Source organism: Nocardiopsis protaetiae, from assembly GCF_045446735.1.
In the GTDB taxonomy this organism is placed as follows: domain Bacteria; phylum Actinomycetota; class Actinomycetes; order Streptosporangiales; family Streptosporangiaceae; genus Nocardiopsis; species Nocardiopsis protaetiae.
On sequence record NZ_JBJJBV010000161.1, the window covers coordinates 1 to 15,959 of the forward strand.

Genomic DNA, 15,959 nt, shown 5'->3' on the forward strand with positions numbered 1-15,959 from the left:
GACTGGAGTTGGGAGCCGCTCCCGGCCGCCGAACGCGCCGTGCTGTCGCGGCTGGCGGTGTTCGCCGACGGCTGCGACCCGGCCGCCGCCGAGGCGGTCGGCTGCCCCCTGGACCTGGTCGGCGCCCTGGTGGACCGGTCGCTGGTCGTGGCATCCACCCGCTCGGCGGGGACCCGCTACCGGCTGCTGGAATCCGTCGCGGTCTACGCCCTGGAGCACCTGGCCCCGGGGGAGGAGGACCGGGCCCGCGCCCGGCACGCCGCCTACTTCGCCGACCTGGCCGAGGAGGCGGACACCCGCCTGCGCGGCCCGGAGCAGGCGGGGGCGTTGGCCCTGCTGGACCGGGAGGACGCCAACCTCCGTGCCGCTTTTGCGTTCGCCGCCCGCACGGGCGATGCCGCCACCGCCCTGCGCCTGGCCCTCGCCCTCACCTGGTACCGCCACCTGCGCGGCCGCACCGCCCAGTCCCGCACCGACCTCGACACGGCCCTGGCTCTCCCCACCGGGACCGCTGTGCCCCTCGCGCCCGGTGATGCCGCTGCGCCTGCCGGGACTGCCGAGATGGCTGGGGCTGCTGGTGCTGTCGGGGTTGCCGATATTGCTGGGAGCGCTGTGCCCACTGGGGCTGCCGTGTCCGGCAGGGTGGGTGTGGCTGCCGGGGTGAGGGAACTGCGGGCGCGGGCGAGGGCGGTGCGGGGGGCGTTGGCCCGGCCCGAGGGGGACGGCGGGCGGTGGCACGACGTGGACGGGCACCTGGGCGAGGTCTCCGATCCGGGGGTGCGGGCGCGACTGGCCTGGTTCTCCGCGTTCACCCGGCAGGGGCTGGGCGATCCGGCGGCGGCCGCCGAGCGGGCCGCCGGCGTGCACGCGGCCGCGGAGGCGGCGGGGGACCGCTGGACCGCGGCGCTGGCGCGGGTGCTGCTGGCGCTGGCGGCGTTCGGGCGGGGCGACCTGGCGGCGGCGCAGGCCCAGGGCCGCGCGGCCGAGGCCGACCTGCGCGAGGCGGGCGACCCCTGGGGCCTGTTGCAGGCCTCCGACGTCCTGGCCCAGACCGCCGAGGCGCTGGGCGACCTGGACGAGACCGCCCGGCGGCACGCCGAGGGCCTGCGGATCGCCGAGGAGCTCAGGCTGTGGCGCGAGGTGTCCCGGCACGCCTCCGGGCTGGGCCGTGTCGCCCTGCTCTCCGGCGACCTGGACCGCGCCGACACCCTGCACGAACGCGCCCTGCGGCTGGCCGAGGAGCAGCACGACGCGGTCGCGGCCCAGTACGCCGACGCGGGCATCGCGCTCACCGCGCGCCGCCGCGGTGACCTGGACCGCGCGGAGGCCTCCCTGACCCGGTGGCTGGAGTGGAACCGGCGCACCGACGGGCACATCGGCGCGGCGTTCCTGCACACCCAGCTCGGCTACATCGCCGAGCAGCGCGGCGAGCCCGGGCGCGCCCTGGAACTGCACGCCCGGGGCCGCGAGCACGCCCGGCGCAGCGGCGACCCCCGGGCCCTGGCGCTGGCCCTGGAGGGCGAGGCCGGGGCGCGTTCCCTGGCCGGGGAGCACACGGCCGCCGCGGACCTGCTGGAGCGCGCCGCCGCCCTGCGCGCGAGCACCGGGGCGCCCCTCACCGGGGTCGAACTCCGGGACGTGGACCGCGCCCGCGCGCGCATCGCGGCGCACGCGGACGCGGGTGGAGGGGACGGTGAACGGGGAACCGTCCCCGCGGTCAGCGGGTGATGTCGTCCGGCCCGTGCGCGGGCCCGTGGTCGAACTCCCGCCACGGTTCGTCCGGCACCGCCGGGTACGTCGGCCGCAGGTCCGCCGGGACCGGCCGGTCGGCGACCTCCACGCCCCTCGCGGCGAGCACCCCCGACACCGCGTTGCGCAGTTCCGGCAGCATCGCGTACAGCACGTCGCCCGGGCAGGCGGTGGCGTTGAAGTCGCGGTGCCCCAGGATCGCGCTCTGCGGGTTGAGCCCGTAGGCCGCGCACAGCCACGCCAGCGTCTCCACCAGCGAGTCCCGCAACGGCTGGGTCGGCGCCACCGAGGTGTAGGTGCCCTCGTTCTCGATGCCGACGCACGTGCTGTTGTTGTTCGCCACGTGCGCACCCACCACGTGCCGCCCCGCGGCGATCGTGGTCTCCTGCGGAGCGGGGTAGGGCCAGCCGGTTTCCTTCGGGGAATTCGGTGTTCTCACGCACCCTTCTTCAGTTCGTCCAGCAGCTCCGGCCGGTGGTTCTGCGCGACGCGGAGCGCGGCGATGAGGACGGCGGACATGGACAGGCGGCGTTGCGCGTCGGTGGTCAGTGCCAGAGTGGCCTGGCGCAGGGTGTCGCGTGCGGGTTCGGTGAGGTTCACCGAGATGTAGGGTGTCTTCCTCTTCATGCTCATACAGTAGCGCACAACATGCTAATGTAGCGGTCATGTCGAGGTTCCGGTTGTGTCCCACCCGTGCGCAGGAGGCCGTGATGTTCGGCCACTGTGCGCAGGCGCGGCATGCCTGGAACCTGGCGTGGGAGGTCAACACCACCTACCGCAAGGGCGGGGCCCGCACCAGGCGTCCGGTCCGATACGTAGGGATGGCGGCGATGCTCACCGAGGTCCGCCGCACTCCCACCGCCGACCTTCACCCGGAGGAGGCCGACTACTTCTCCTGGGTGGCCTCGGGTAACGCCGAGGTCCAGCAGCAGGCGCTGCGCGACTTCGACCAGGCGCTGTCCAACTTCCTCGGCGGGTCGCACGGCTACCCGAAACGGCGCAAGAAGTACCGGCACGAGGGGTTCCGGGTCATCGGCACCGATCGGATCCCCGCGTGGACCGCCAACGGCGAACCGGTGCTCAACGCCAAGGGCAAACAGGTCATGCACCGCCTGGTGCGGGTCGAGAAGCTGAACGCCAAGTGGGCGCAGGTCAAGGTCCCGGGTTGCGGGTGGGTGAAATTCCGCAACACCCGCCGGGGGCTGCCCGACGCCAAGACGTTCCGGGTCACCTACCGGGCCGGTCGGTGGCACGTGTCCTTCGCCGTGGTCCCGGACCCGGTTGACGCTCCCGGGGATGGCAGTGTGGTGGGGATCGACCGGGGTGTGGTGATCACCGCCGCCCTGTCCGACGGACGCGCCCTGAACTGCCCGCAGCTCACCACCAGGGAGCGTGCGCGGGTGCGCAAGCACCAGCGGCGCGCGGCCCGTGCACCCCAGGGCAGCCCGCAGCGCAAGGCAGAGTACGCCCGAGCAGCCCGGCTGCGGGCGAGGGAAGCGAACCGGCGCAAGGACTGGGTGGAGAAGACCTCCACCCTGCTTGCCCGCAGCTTTGACACGGTCCGGTTCGAGGACCTGCGCATCAAGAACATGACCCGCTCCGCGCGCGGCACCGTCGAGGAGCCGGGCAGGCGGGTCCGTCAGAAGGCGGGGTTGAACCGGGCGATCCTGGCCCAGGGGTGGGGGCTGCTCCGGGTGCGGACCGGGCACAAGGCCCCCGGCCGGGTGCAGGACATCCCGCCTCGGTACACGAGTCTGCGGTGCAGCGACTGCCAGTGGATCGACAAGAACTCGCGCAAGAGCCAAGCCGAGTTCGTCTGCTCCCACTGCGGTTTCACCTGCAACGCCGACCTGAATGCTTCCAACAACGTCGCGGCAGGACAGGGCGGTACCCCCGCCCCGGGCCCTCGGGTCCGTGCCGGAGGGGCGACACCGCGCCAGCGGTCGAGCGTCCGTGAACCTCGGTAGTTCTCTTCTTCGAGGAGGAACCGCTGAAATCTCCTGTTTTCAGACAGGGGAGGATGTCAAGTGGTGATTCTGGATCGCCCTGGACAGGGAGTAGGCGTGGGCCAGGGAGTGGTCGGTGCTGTTGGCGGTCGCGGTGTGGTGCACCACGATGTACAGCGGCGGGGCGGCCAGCACCTGGATCGGGCTCGACGGGGGCCGTGCGCCCCAGGCGGCGCGGTCGTGCACCGCGGGTGCGGCGGCGGCCGGGGAGGCCGCGCCGAGCAGGGCGGCACCGCCGAGCACGGCGGTCCCGGTGGTCAGGGCGGCGCCGCGCAGGACGGCGCGCCGGTCGGGTCCGTGGGGGTGGGACATGGGGGTTTCCTCGCTATCTCACGGTTCGTGTCCGTTCCACTGCGGAAGCGGAACACGCACCACTGCAACACGGCGGGGGAAAGACGGTCAAAGGGTGTCCCGGTACCTTTCCTGACCGGTTCCGGTCAGTGGATCGCCCGCCGTACAGAGGTGGTGGGACGGCGCTTTCCGGTGTATCGCGAAGGGATTTATCGTCGGCCGTTCGGCGGGTGTTTCCGAGCCGTTTCAGGCACCATTCCCCGGGCGTTTTCCATGCTGCGGAAAAAGAACGGGCGCGGACCTTTTCGGGAAAGGTCCGCGCCCGGTGTCCCGGCGGGGCTCAGCCCACGGGCTCGGGGGTCCGCTCGCCGCCGAAGATCCCGGGCAGCCGCCCGCTGCGGTGCAGCCACCGGTCGGCGATCAGTGTGAACAGCGGCGGCACGGAGGCGGCCAGCGCCAGCAGGGTCGGCCACACGCCCCAGCGCAGGTGGACGGCCGAGACCAGGCAGACCGCCACGTAGAGCATGAAGGCGATCCCGTGCAGCATGCCGAAGACCGCCACGCCCTGTTCGTTCCCGCTGCCGAGGTATTTGACGTACATGCCGGCCAGCAGGCCGACCCAGGTCAGGGCCTCGACGATGGCGATCACGCGAAAGGCGATCGTGTTCACCAGGGCTGCGATGTTCACGGGTTCCCTCTGGTCACGGTGGTGCGGACACGGTCGATCCCGGCACATGCGCACCGGGATCGGTCCCAGGCTAGGGCACGGTTCCGGACGACCGATTCCGGGGGCCACAGGTCCCCTCCCGCACCTCGGGCGGGCCGGGAGGGCTCCCGGAAGGTGACAACCGCCTCACTTCCGGCAGGTTTCGGCGGTGTTTCGCCTGTGCACCGGCGGGGTCCCCGGTGCTCCGCCGACTTGATCCCTCGGTCTCCGAGAGGCGCCGTGACCTGCGCGGATCCCGCGAGCCTCGCCCACGTCGAGAGTTAGGCGAACCTAACGACGAAGTGCGAAAACGCCCGACTTGTGACTCAGGTCACGGATCGGACGCTGTTGACACCGGGGCGTGATCGGCCGGAGACTTGCCGCGGACTTCTTAGGTAAGGGTTACCTAAGGTGCAGGTCATCGGCTCGGAGAGAGGAGAAACCGCAGGTGAGCGAGAAGGGCATCGACGGCACCGTCGCCGTGGTCACCGGTGCCGCGAGCGGGATCGGCCGCGCCGTGGTGCTGGACCTGGCCGAACACGGTGCCCGCGTCGCCGCCGCCGACATCGACCCCGACGGCCTGGCCGCCACCGCCGGCCTCCTGGAGGAACGGGGCCACAAGCCCTTCACCGGCACCGTCGACGTCACCGACCCCGCCCGGGTCGAGGCGTTCTTCGACGAGGCCGAGGCCGCCCTCGGCCCCGCCGACACCGTGGTCTCCGCCGCCGGGGTCCTGGCCACCGGCCCGGTCGCCGACTGCGCCGACGAGGACTGGCACCGGATGCTCGCGGTCAACACCACCGGCGTCTTCGCCGTCGGCCGCGCCGCCGCCCGGCGCCTGGGACCGCGCGGCCGCGGCTGCCTGGTCACCGTCTCCTCCAACGCGGGCGGCGTCCCCCGGGCGAACATGGCCGCCTACGCCGCCTCCAAGGCCGCGGCCACCGCCTTCACCAAGAGCCTCGGCCTGGAACTGGCCCCTCTCGGGGTCCGCTGCAACGTCGTCTCGCCCGGCTCCACCGACACCCCCATGCTGCGCGCCATGACCGCCGGCACCGGCTACGCGCCGCTCCTGGCCGGGGATCCCGCCGCCTTCAAGGTCGGCATCCCCCTGGGCCGGGTCGGCACCCCCGAGGACGTCGCCGCCGCCGTCCGGTTCCTCGCCTCCGACGCCGCCCGCCACATCACCATGCACGAGCTCTACGTGGACGGCGGGGCCACCCTCCGCTGACCACCGCCCACGCGCCCCCCGACCCCGCCCCCGGCCCGGAACCCGGGCCACATCCCCGCGGCCCACCCGGCCGCCCCCTTCGCGCGCCCGACACGGAAAGGCCCCCGACCCATGCCCGAACAACGCGCCGAGACCCCCGCCGCGAACGCGGGCGACCTCCTGGCGGCCTACCGGCCGGGGGACTCGTTCCTGTCCTCCTCCGCCGGGGTCCTGCACGGCACCGGAACGCTCACCGTCCTGGACCGGCTGGACGCCCTCTCCGACGTCCTCGCCGACGCCGGACCCGGGGCCGTCGCCCTGGGGGCCGTCCCCTTCGACACCTCCCGGCCCGCCCACCTGGTCGTCCCCGAGACCGTCCGCACCGCCCCGCCGCTGCGCGAGCGCGCCGCGGCCCTGAGCTGGCGGGCCCTGCACGGCGAGTGGACCCTCACCCCCGACCCGGCCCCGGCCGAGCACACCGCCGCCGTCGAGCGCGCCGTCAAGCTCATGGCCGAGAGGCCCGAGCTGCGCAAGGTCGTCCTCGCCCGCCGCCTGCGCCTGGAGGGCGAACAGGACATCGACGTCCCCACCGTCCTGGGCAACCTGCTGCGCCGCGACCCCGACGCGTACGTGTTCGCCGTCAACCTGCCCGAACGCGGCGCCGGGACGCGCACCCTCATCGGTGCCAGCCCCGAACTCCTCGTCTCGCGCAAGGGCCGCGACGTGCTGTCCAACCCGCTGGCGGGTTCGGCCCCGCGCAGCGCCGACCCCACCAAGGACCAGGTCAACGCGGTGGAGCTGCTCACCTCCGCCAAGGACCGGCACGAGCACTCCGTCGTGGTGGAGGGCGTCGCCGACGCCCTGGCCCCCTACTGCGAACGCCTCACGGTGCCCGCGGAACCCGAGCTGGTCAAGACCGCCACCATGTGGCACCTGTCCACCCGGGTCACCGGCCGCCTGCGCGACACCGACACCCCGGTGCACACCCTGGCCGCCGCCCTGCACCCCACCCCGGCGGTGTGCGGCACCCCCACCGCCGCGGCCTTCGACACCATCGGTGCCATCGAGTCCTTCGACCGCGGCTTCTACACCGGCGCCGTCGGCCACAGCGACGCCAACGGCGACGGCGCCTGGGTGGTCACCATCCGCTGCGCCGACGTGGCCGGACCGGCGCTGGACCTGTTCGCCGGGGGCGGCATCATGCCCGAGTCCGACCCCGAGGCCGAACTCGCCGAGACCTCGGCCAAGCTGCGCACCCTGCTGCTCGCCCTCGGCGTGGACCGGACGGCCTGACATGGACAACGTCACCGGGACCGCCGGGACCGCCGGGACCACCGGGGTCCCCGGCGCCGACCGGCGCCGCCGCTTCGCCCCCGAGGGCTGGGTCCCCCACCCCGAGGAGTTCGCCGCCCGCTACCGCGCGGCCGGGTACTGGACCGGGGAGAACTTCGGCGCGTTCCTGCGCGAGCGCGCCCGCCGGTTCGCCGACCGCACCGCCGTCGTCGCCGGGGACACCCGCCTGACCTACGCCGACCTCGACGCCCGCGCCGACTCCCTGGCCGCCGGGCTGGCCCGGCTGGGCCTGGGCGAGGGCGACCGGGTCATCGTCCACCTGCCCAACGTCGCCGAACTCTTCGAGGTGGTCTTCGGCCTGTTCCGGCTGGGCGCGGTCCCCGTCTACGCGCTGCCCGCCCACCGGCGCAGCGAGCTCGTCCACATGGCCACCGTGTCCGGGGCGCGCGGCCTGGTCACCGCCGGGGTGCACGCCGGGTTCGACCACCGGGCCCTGGCCCGGGAGGTCCGCGAGGCCGTGCCCGCGGTCGAGCACCTGGTCATCGTCGGCGAACCCGGAGGTCCTGGAGAACCCGGCGAGGCGCCCGGGCTCACCGCCCTGGACTCCCTGCGCGCGGCCCCCGACCCGGCCGTCCTGGCCGACCCCCACCCCGAGGGCGTGGCGTTCCTCCAGCTCTCCGGCGGCACCACCGGCCTGCCCAAGCTCATCGCCCGCACCCACGACGACTACCTGTACTCGGTCCGGGCCAGCGCCGACATCTGCCGCCTGGACACCGACACCGTCTACCTCGGCGTGCTGCCCGTCGTGCACAACTTCCCGATGAGCTCGCCCGGGTTCCTGGGGGTGTTCCACGCCGGCGGCACCGTCGTCCTGGCCCCCGACCCCTCGCCCGCCACCGCCCTGGGCCTCATCGAGTCCGAACGCGTCACCCACACCGCCGTCGTCCCGCCCATCGCCCTGCTGTGGACCGACGCCGTCGACCACGGTTCGCAGCAGGACCGCGACCTGTCCTCGCTGCGGGTCCTCCAGGTGGGCGGCGCCCCCTTCGGCCCGGAGGCGGCCCGCCGGATCACCCCCGTCCTGGGCTGTGAGCTCCAGCAGGTGTTCGGCATGGCCGAGGGCCTGGTCAACTACACCCGCCACGACGACCCCGACGAGACGGTGGTGACCACCCAGGGCCGCCCCATCAGCCCCCTGGACGAGATCCGCATCGTCGACGACCTCGACCGCCCCGTCCCCGACGGCGAACCCGGCCACCTGCTCACCCGCGGCCCCTACACCATCCGCGGCTACTTCCGGGCCCCCGACCACAACAAGGACGCGTTCACCGCCGACGGGTTCTACCGCACCGGCGACCTCGTCCGCCGCACCCCCGACGGCAGCCTCGTCGTCTCCGGGCGCGCCAAGGAGCAGATCAACCGCGGCGGCGAGAAGGTCGGCGCCGAAGAGGTCGAGAACCACCTGCTGGCCCACCCCGCCGTGCGCGACGCCGCCGTCGTCGCCGTCCCCGACCGCTACCTGGGCGAACGCGTGCACGCCTACGTCATCGCCCGCGGGGAGCCCCCCGCCCGCGGCGCCCTCCCGGCCTTCCTGCGCGAACGCGGCCTGGCCGCGTACAAGATCCCCGACCGGATCGAGTTCGTGGAGGCCTTCCCGTCCACCGCCGTCGGCAAGGTCTCCAAGCGGGACCTGCGCGGCACCGCCACCGACCCCGACCAGGACCACTGATGGCTCTGCCCACCATCGCCCCCTACCCGCTGCCCACCCCCGACGAGCTGCCCCAGAACAAGGTCGACTGGCCGCTGGACCCCGACCGGGCCGTCCTGCTCGTCCACGACATGCAGCGCTACTTCCTCGGCCCCTACGACGCCGACGCCGAGCCCCTGTCCCGGGTCCGCGCCAACATCGCCGACCTGCGCCGGGCCTGCCACGACGCCGGGGTGCCGGTGGTGTACACCGCCAAGCCCGGCGACATGACGCCCCACCAGCGCGGGCTGGAACGCGACTTCTGGGGCGCCGGCATGAAGGCCGTCGCCGAGCACACCGACATCGACCCGGCCCTGGCCCCGGCCGGCGACGACGTGCTGCTCACCAAGTGGCGCTACAGCGCGTTCGCCCAGACCGACCTGGCCGAGCGCATGGCAGCCCAGGGCCGCGACCAGATCGTCGTCACCGGCGTGTACGCGCACATCGGCTGCCAGCTCACCGCCGCCGACGCGTTCATGCGCGACATCCGGCCGTTCCTGGTCGCCGACGCCGTCGCCGACTTCAGCGCCGACCACCACCGCTCCGCCCTGCACTACGCCGCCGGGCGCTGCGCCCGGGTCGTCCTCACCGGGGACGCCCTGGCCGAGCTGGGCGCCACCACCGCCCGCACCGGGGCCTGACCGATGGCCCCGCAGCGCAACCACCACAACGAAGGGACCACGGTGTCCACAACTGACCGCCCCGTCCACGACCTGGTCGGCGTGGGGTTCGGCCCCTCCAACCTGGGCCTGGCCATCGCCCTGGCCGAACGCGAAGCCGCCGGGCAGGGGCCCGCGCTGAGCGGGGTGTTCCTGGAGCGCCAGGAGACCTTCGGCTGGCACAGGGGGATGCTCCTGGACGACGCCACCATGCAGGTGTCGTTCCTCAAGGACCTGGTGACGCCGCGCAACCCGGCCAGCGACTTCGGCTTCCTGGCGTTCCTGCACCAGGTGGGGCGGCTGCACGACTTCATCAACCACAAGACGCTGTTCCCGCTGCGCCGGGAGTTCCACGACTACCTGTCCTGGTGCGCCGACCGCGTCGCCGACCGGGTCCGCTACGGGCACGAGGTGGTCGAGGTCCTGCCGGTGCGCGGCGCCGGGGACCGCATCACCCACCTGGACGTGGTGGCGCGCACCCCCGACGGAGGAGAGACCGTGCTGCGCGCGCGCAACGTGGTGTTCGCCCCCGGCCTGCGCCCGCGCCTGCCCGAGGGGGTGGGGCTGTCCGCGCGGGTGTGGCACAACGAATACCTGCTGGACCGGCTGGGGGAGCTGGGCCCCAAGGCGTCCCCGCACTCGTTCGTGGTGGTGGGCGCCGGGCAGAGCGCCGCCGAGGTCGTGGAGCACCTGCACCGGCGCTTCCCCTCCTCCCACGTGCACGCCGTGTTCTCCCGGTACGGGTACAGCCCCTCCGACGACAGCCCCTTCGCCAACCGCATCTTCGACCCCGAGGCGGTGGACGCGTTCCACGCCGCCCCCGAGGACGTCAAACAGAAGCTCGTCGGCTACCACCGCAACACCAACTACTCGGTGGTGGACCCCGACCTCATCGACGCCCTCTACCGGCGCCACTACGCCGAGAAGGTCGAGGGGGTCCAGCGCCTGCACCTGCACAACACCGCGCGGGTGGCCGGGCTGACCGAGAGCCCCGAGGGCGTGGCCGTGGTGGTGGAGGACCTGGTCACCGGCAAGCACACCCCCATCGCCGCCAACCACGTCGTGTTCGCCACCGGCTACCACCCGGCCGACCCGCGGCCGCTGCTGGGCGACCTGGCCGACCTGCTGGTCGCCACCGGGGACGGGCGCCCCGCCGTGGAGCGCGACTACCGGGTGGTGACCCATGACGACCTGACCTGCGGGCTCTACCTCCAGGGCGGCACCGAGCACACCCACGGGGTGTCCTCCTCGCTGCTGTCCAACGTGGCCACCCGGGCCGCCGAGATCATCGACTCCATCGCGGCCCGCGCCGCCTGACACACAAGTTAAGGAGGCGCCGCGTGGCCGCCGCCCTCACCGTCGACCGCCTGCTCGCCGACATCGCCGACGCCCTGGGCGAACCCGTCGCCGACCTGGACCCCGACGAGAACCTCTTCGACCGCGGGCTGGACTCCGTGCGGCTGATGAGCCTGGTCGAGACCTGGCGCACCGCCGGGGCCGAACCCGACTTCGCGGCGCTGGCCGAACAGCCGACCGCCGCCGCCTGGGCCCGCCTGCTGCACGGCTGAGCCCCGTCCCGCCCCCGTCCCCCGACCTTCGTCGTTTTCCTTGAGGAGCCCCCGAACCATGGCCGTCACCCGAACGGGCCTGACCGGCGCCCAGGCCGGTGTGTGGTACGCGCAGCAGGCGGCACCGGACAGCCCGGTGTTCAACGTCGGCCAGTGCACCGACATCCCGGCCGACCTGGACACCGCCCGGTTCGCCGCGGCCGTGCGCTCCGTCGTCGCCGACACCGACGCCCTGCGGGCCCGGGTCGTCGCCGGCGGGGACCGCCCGGCACAGGAGATCGGCGCGGAGGTCCCGCGGGACGTCGAGGTCGTGGACCTGACCGGGGACGACGGCGAGGAGGGGGCGCTGGCCCGGGCCCGGGCGTGGGCCGACGCGGACCTGGCCCGGCCGGTGGACGTCACCGCCGAACCCCTGTACCGGTACGCGCTGCTGCGGGTGGGGGCGCGGCGGTGGCTGTGGTTCCAGCGCTACCACCACCTGGCGGTGGACGCGTACGCCATCACGATGATCGCCCGCCGCGTCGCGGACGTGTACACGCGTCTGGGCACGGGGGAGGAGATCGCGCCCTCCGGGTTCGGGCGGCTGGCCGACGTGGTCGCCGACGAGGAGGCCTACGCCGCCGGGGAGCGGCGCGCCGCCGACCGGGAGCACTGGGCGCGGGTGCTCGCCGACCGGCCCGCCCCGGCGCTGCTGTCCACGGCGCCGCCCGCGCCCCACGCGGGGTTCTGGCGCGAACGCCTGGAGGTGGCCGCGCCGGTCGCCGCCGGGCTGGACGCTCTGGCCAAGGGGACGGGTGCGACCTGGGTGGACGCCCTCACCGGGGCGTTCGCCGGGTACGTGCACCGGCTGACCGGGGGCCGCGACCTGCTGCTGGGCGCCCCGGTGATGGGGCGGCTGGGCACCCCGGCGCTGCGCACCCCGGCCATGGTCGTCAACGTGCTGCCGCTGCGGCTGGGGGTGCACCCGGCCGACACCGTGCTGGAACTGGCCGACACAGCGATGGCGGCGGCCCGGGCGCTGCGCGCCCACCACCGGTACCGGGCCGAGTGGCTGCGCCGCGACCTGTCGGCGGTGGGGGAGCGGTTCGGGCTGTTCGGGCCCGAGCTCAACATCAAGCTGTTCGACTACGTGCTGGAGTTCGACGGGCACCGCGCCACCACCACCAACCTGTCCGAGGGGCCGGTGGACGACCTGGCGGTGTCGGTGTACCGGCCCGCCGGGGGCGGGTTGGTGCTGGAGGCCAACGCCAATGCCGAACGCTACGACCGGGAGGGGGCCCGCGCCCGGCTGGCGGGGTTCGCCCGCCTGCTCACGGAGTTCGCGGCCGCCGACCCGGACACGCCGCTGGCCGCCCTGGACACCGTCGACCCCACCACCGCACGTCTGACCTCCGAACCCGCCGGGACCGGTCGCAACGGCGCGACCCCTGCCGGCGACCGGCCGACGGCGGGCGGGTCCGGCCCCGCCCGCCCGGCCGGTACCCCGTTCCTCTCGGTGACCTCCCTGCTGGCCCGGTCGCTGGCCGCCGACCCCGGGCGCACCGCCATCGTGCACGGGGACGAGCGCCTCACCCGCGCCGAGTTCCTGGACCGGGTGGACGCGCTGGCCCGCCGCCTGCGCGCCCTGGGCGCTGGCCCGGAGCGGTTCGTCGCCCTGGCGCTGCCGCGCTCGGTCGACCTGGTCGTCGCCCTGTTCGCCGTGCTGCGCTCCGGCGCCGCCTACGTGCCGCTGGACCCGGACCACCCCGCCGAGCGCACCGCCCACGTCCTGGAGGACATCCGCCCCGTCCTGCTGCTGACCAGGACGGACGTCGCCCCGCACCTGCCCGACACCGGCGATGCCCGAGTGATCCACCTGGACACCCTCGACACGCATGTGCCGCCTGGTGCCGGTGTGACAGGTGTGAACGATTTGGGCGCGCGGAACGGCGCCGATGCATCGACTGATTCCGGGGTCGATGTGCCGCCTGGTGCCGGTGCGGCGGATGTGAGTGATGCGGACGTGTGGGACGGCGCCGATGTGCCGACCACGTCCGGGGCCGGTGTGGCTGATGGGGTGGGGGCGGACTCCTGGGAGCTGCCGGAGCCGCGGCCCGGCGATGCCGCGTACGTCATCCACACCTCCGGGTCCACGGGGCGGCCCAAGGGGGTCGTGGTCGAGCACCGCTCGATCGCCGCGCTGGCGGTGGCGCAGCGGGGGCAGCTCGGCCTTCCGGAGAACTCCCGGGTGGGGCACATCGGGGCGTTCACCTTCGACGCCTCCTGGGACACGCTGCTCGGCCTGGTGCACGGGCACGAGTTCCACCTGATCGACACCGACCTGGTCTTCGACCACGCGCGGCTGGGCGACCACCTGGCCGAACAGCGCATCGACCACCTCGACACCACCCCCGCCTACCTGTGGACCCTGCTGGACAGCGGGCGGCCCCGGCACATCCCGCGCCTGCTCACGTTCGGCGGCGAGGCCTGCCCGCAACCGCTCTGGGAGCGGCTGCGCGGGCTGCCCGGGGTGCGGGCGCTCAACTTCTACGGCCCCACCGAGAACACCGTGGACGCCCTGGTCGGCGACGTGGCCGACACCCCCGACACGGCGATCGGCCACCCCGTGGCCGGGGTCGGCGCCCTGGTGCTGGACGCCGCCCTGCGCCCCGTCCCGCCCGGCGTCCCCGGCGAGCTGTACCTGGACGGCGACCGGCTGGCCCGCGGCTACCTGGGCCGCCCCGACCTGACCGCCGAGCGGTTCGTGGCCTCCCCCTACGGCCCGCCCGGCGCCCGCATGTACCGCACCGGCGACCGCGTGGTGGTCGGCCCCGACGGCGCCGTCCGCTACCTGGGCCGGGTCGACGACCAGGTGCAGGTCCGCGGCTACCGTGTGGAGCCCGCCGAGATCGACGCCGCCGCCGAGACCCACCCCGGCGTCGCCCGCTGCGCCACCGTCGCGCGCACCTCTCCCAGCGGCGTCCGCCTCGTCGCCTATGCGGTGGGCGCCGACACCCTCACCGAGGACGGCCTGCGCGCCCACCTGACCGCCCGGCTGCCCGACCACATGGTGCCCTCGCGGGTGGTCGTGCTGGACCGGCTGCCGCTCAACTCCAGCGGCAAGGTCGACCGCGACGCCCTGCCCGACGTCCCCGAGCGGACCACCGCCGCGGAGTCCGCCGACCCCGTCGAGCGCACCCTCACGGCCGTGCTCGGCGAGGTCCTGGGCGCCCCCGTCGGCGTGCACGACGACTTCTTCCGCCTGGGCGGCGACAGCATCCTCGCCATCCAGGCCGTCAACCGGGCCCGCGCCACGGGCCTGGAGATCACCGTCCGCGACGTGTTCGAGGCGCCCACCGCCGCCGCCCTGGCCACCCGTGCCCGCACCGGCACGGCCGCCGCCCCCGTGCACGACGACCCCGTGGGCGAGGTCGCCCCCACCCCCGTGGCCGCCGCCCTGCTGGAGCAGGGCCCGCCCCCCGCCGGGTTCACCCAGGCCCAGGCGCTGTGGACCCCCGCCGGGGTCACCGCCGACACCCTGGAGCGGGCGCTGGCCGCGGTCGTCGCCCACCACGGCGCCCTGCGGCTGCGGGCGCGCACCACCGCCGAGGGCGGCACCGTCCTGGAGGTCCCGCTCGCCACCGACGCCCCCGGCGGCCTCATCGAGCGGATCGCCGCCGACCCCGACGACGACGCCGTCGTCGCGGCCGCCGCCGACCTGCGCGGACGCATCGACCTGGAACAGGGCCGCCCGCTGGCCGGGGCCTGGTTCGACGCCGGACCCGACCGCCCCGGGCTGCTGCTCCTGCGCGTGCACCACCTCGCCGTCGACGGCGTCTCCTGGCGGGTCATCGGCCCCGACCTGGCCGCCGCCGTCGCCGCCCTGGACGCGGGCCTCGACATCGACCTGCCCGCCGCCGGGACCTCGCTGCGCCGCTGGACCGCCCTGCTCGCCGAGGAGGCCCGCCGCCCCGAGCGCGCCGCCGAACTCGACCACTGGCTGGCCGCCACCGACCCCGCCGCCCACCGCCACCGGGGCGCCCGCCCCGTCGACCCGGCGCTCGACCTGGTCGCCCACCGCCGCACCCTCGACCTGGTCCTGGACCCCGACCTCACCCGCGCCGCCCTCACCGACCTGGGCGCCCGCTACCGCGTCAACGCCGAGGACGTGCTGCTCACCGCGCTCGCCCTGGCCGGGACCGCCGACGGCCGCCTGCTGGTCGAGGTCGAGGGCCACGGCCGCCGCGACCTGCACGCCGACGCCGACCCGGCGCGCACCGTCGGCTGGCTCACCAGCTCCCACCCGGTGGCCCTGGACCCCGTCGGCACCGACCCGGTGCGCGCCCTCAAGCGCACCAAGGAGATGCTGCGCGCCGTCCCCGGCCACGGCCTCGGGTACGGGCTGCTGGCCCGCCTCAACCCCGACACCGCCCCCCGCCTGGCCGGCCGCGCCCGCCCCGACGTGCTGTTCAACCACCTGGGCCGGTTCGGCGCCCCCGGCACCCGGCCCTTCGAGGCCGCCCCCGTCACCGCCCGCGTCATGCTCGGTGAGGACCCCGGACAGCCCCTCACCCACGGCCTGGAACTGGGCTCGGCCGTGCACGAGGGCCCCGACGGCCCCCGCCTGCACCTGACCTGCCGCTGGGCCCCCGGCGTCTGGCGCGCCGACGAGGTCACCGGCCTGGTCGACGACCTCGTCGACGCCCTGCGCACCCTGGCCGAGGCCGCCCGCGCCCCCGGCCCGCACGCCCTCA

Annotated in this window: 12 protein-coding genes and 1 pseudogene; 9 read left to right on the forward strand and 4 right to left on the reverse strand. The window is 74.8% G+C overall.

The annotated features are described in order from the left end of the window. On the forward strand, positions 1-1,728 hold a 1,728-nt coding region (locus ACJOT3_RS22495; RefSeq protein WP_406975069.1), incomplete at its 5' end, for an ATP-binding protein. On the opposite strand, the pseudogene ACJOT3_RS22500 reads toward ACJOT3_RS22495, so the two are convergent. Then, positions 1,718-2,125 (reverse strand): annotated as a pseudogene (locus ACJOT3_RS22500) (peptidoglycan recognition protein family protein); the annotation flags it as partial. The gene ACJOT3_RS22495 and the pseudogene ACJOT3_RS22500 sit on opposite strands and share 11 nt — an antisense overlap. 59 nt (positions 2,126-2,184) lie before the next feature. Further along, the gene (locus tag ACJOT3_RS22505; RefSeq protein WP_406975070.1) at positions 2,185-2,376 is read right to left on the reverse strand and encodes a hypothetical protein; all 192 of its coding nucleotides are present in this window, start codon (positions 2,374-2,376) and stop codon (positions 2,185-2,187) included. 38 nt (positions 2,377-2,414) lie between these two features. Here ACJOT3_RS22505 and ACJOT3_RS22510 point away from each other — a divergent pair, with 38 nt between their 5' ends. Further along, a complete protein-coding gene (locus ACJOT3_RS22510) occupies positions 2,415-3,716 on the forward strand; it encodes an RNA-guided endonuclease InsQ/TnpB family protein (protein WP_406975071.1) in 1,302 nt (433 codons plus the stop codon). 39 nt (positions 3,717-3,755) lie between these two features. Here ACJOT3_RS22510 and ACJOT3_RS22515 read toward each other — a convergent pair whose 3' ends face one another. Then, positions 3,756-4,067, reverse strand: a complete 312-nt coding sequence (locus ACJOT3_RS22515; protein ID WP_406975072.1) for a peptidoglycan recognition protein family protein — start codon at positions 4,065-4,067, stop codon at positions 3,756-3,758. A gap of 319 nt (positions 4,068-4,386) precedes the next feature. Beyond that, positions 4,387-4,734 carry a DUF3817 domain-containing protein gene (locus tag ACJOT3_RS22520; RefSeq protein ID WP_406975073.1) on the reverse strand — a complete coding sequence of 116 codons (348 nt, stop codon included), beginning with the start codon at positions 4,732-4,734 and terminating at the stop codon, positions 4,387-4,389. A 466-nt stretch (positions 4,735-5,200) separates the two neighbouring features. Between ACJOT3_RS22520 and ACJOT3_RS22525 the strand changes: the two genes are divergently transcribed. The 7 genes from ACJOT3_RS22525 to ACJOT3_RS22555 form a co-directional block, all read left to right on the forward strand. After that, on the forward strand, positions 5,201-5,980 hold the full coding sequence (locus ACJOT3_RS22525) for an SDR family oxidoreductase (RefSeq protein ID WP_406975074.1): 780 nt from the start codon (positions 5,201-5,203) through the stop codon (positions 5,978-5,980). A 111-nt stretch (positions 5,981-6,091) separates the two neighbouring features. Continuing rightward, the gene (locus ACJOT3_RS22530; protein WP_406975075.1) at positions 6,092-7,252 is read left to right on the forward strand and encodes an isochorismate synthase; all 1,161 of its coding nucleotides are present in this window, start codon (positions 6,092-6,094) and stop codon (positions 7,250-7,252) included. Between the two features lies 1 nt (position 7,253). After that, positions 7,254-8,981 carry a (2,3-dihydroxybenzoyl)adenylate synthase gene (locus ACJOT3_RS22535; RefSeq protein WP_406975076.1) on the forward strand — a complete coding sequence of 576 codons (1,728 nt, stop codon included), beginning with the start codon at positions 7,254-7,256 and terminating at the stop codon, positions 8,979-8,981. Beyond that, the gene (locus ACJOT3_RS22540; protein WP_406975077.1) at positions 8,981-9,640 is read left to right on the forward strand and encodes an isochorismatase family protein; all 660 of its coding nucleotides are present in this window, start codon (positions 8,981-8,983) and stop codon (positions 9,638-9,640) included. The genes ACJOT3_RS22535 and ACJOT3_RS22540 overlap by 1 nt, the downstream gene beginning before the upstream one ends. A gap of 3 nt (positions 9,641-9,643) precedes the next feature. Continuing rightward, positions 9,644-10,975: a lysine N(6)-hydroxylase/L-ornithine N(5)-oxygenase family protein gene (locus ACJOT3_RS22545; RefSeq protein WP_406975078.1), complete on the forward strand. Its 1,332-nt coding sequence runs from the start codon at positions 9,644-9,646 to the stop codon at positions 10,973-10,975. Positions 10,976-10,998: 23 nt separating this feature from the next. Then, positions 10,999-11,226 carry a phosphopantetheine-binding protein gene (locus tag ACJOT3_RS22550; protein WP_406975079.1) on the forward strand — a complete coding sequence of 76 codons (228 nt, stop codon included), beginning with the start codon at positions 10,999-11,001 and terminating at the stop codon, positions 11,224-11,226. 58 nt (positions 11,227-11,284) lie between these two features. Continuing rightward, positions 11,285-15,959, forward strand: a 4,675-nt coding sequence (locus ACJOT3_RS22555) for a condensation domain-containing protein (RefSeq protein ID WP_406975080.1), incomplete at its 3' end; no start/stop codon positions are given.

Excerpts from the sequence above, each read along its gene's own strand:
- ACJOT3_RS22505 (WP_406975070.1), bottom strand. The coding sequence starts at position 2,376 with ATGAAGAGGAAGACACCCTACATCTCGGTGAACCTCACCGAACCCGCA.
- ACJOT3_RS22530 (WP_406975075.1), top strand. The coding sequence starts at position 6,092 with ATGCCCGAACAACGCGCCGAGACCCCCGCCGCGAACGCGGGCGACCTC.
- ACJOT3_RS22515 (WP_406975072.1), bottom strand. The coding sequence starts at position 4,067 with ATGTCCCACCCCCACGGACCCGACCGGCGCGCCGTCCTGCGCGGCGCC.
- ACJOT3_RS22545 (WP_406975078.1), top strand. The coding sequence starts at position 9,644 with ATGGCCCCGCAGCGCAACCACCACAACGAAGGGACCACGGTGTCCACA.
- ACJOT3_RS22540 (WP_406975077.1), top strand. The coding sequence starts at position 8,981 with ATGGCTCTGCCCACCATCGCCCCCTACCCGCTGCCCACCCCCGACGAG.
- ACJOT3_RS22510 (WP_406975071.1), top strand. The coding sequence starts at position 2,415 with ATGTCGAGGTTCCGGTTGTGTCCCACCCGTGCGCAGGAGGCCGTGATG.
- ACJOT3_RS22535 (WP_406975076.1), top strand. The coding sequence starts at position 7,254 with ATGGACAACGTCACCGGGACCGCCGGGACCGCCGGGACCACCGGGGTC.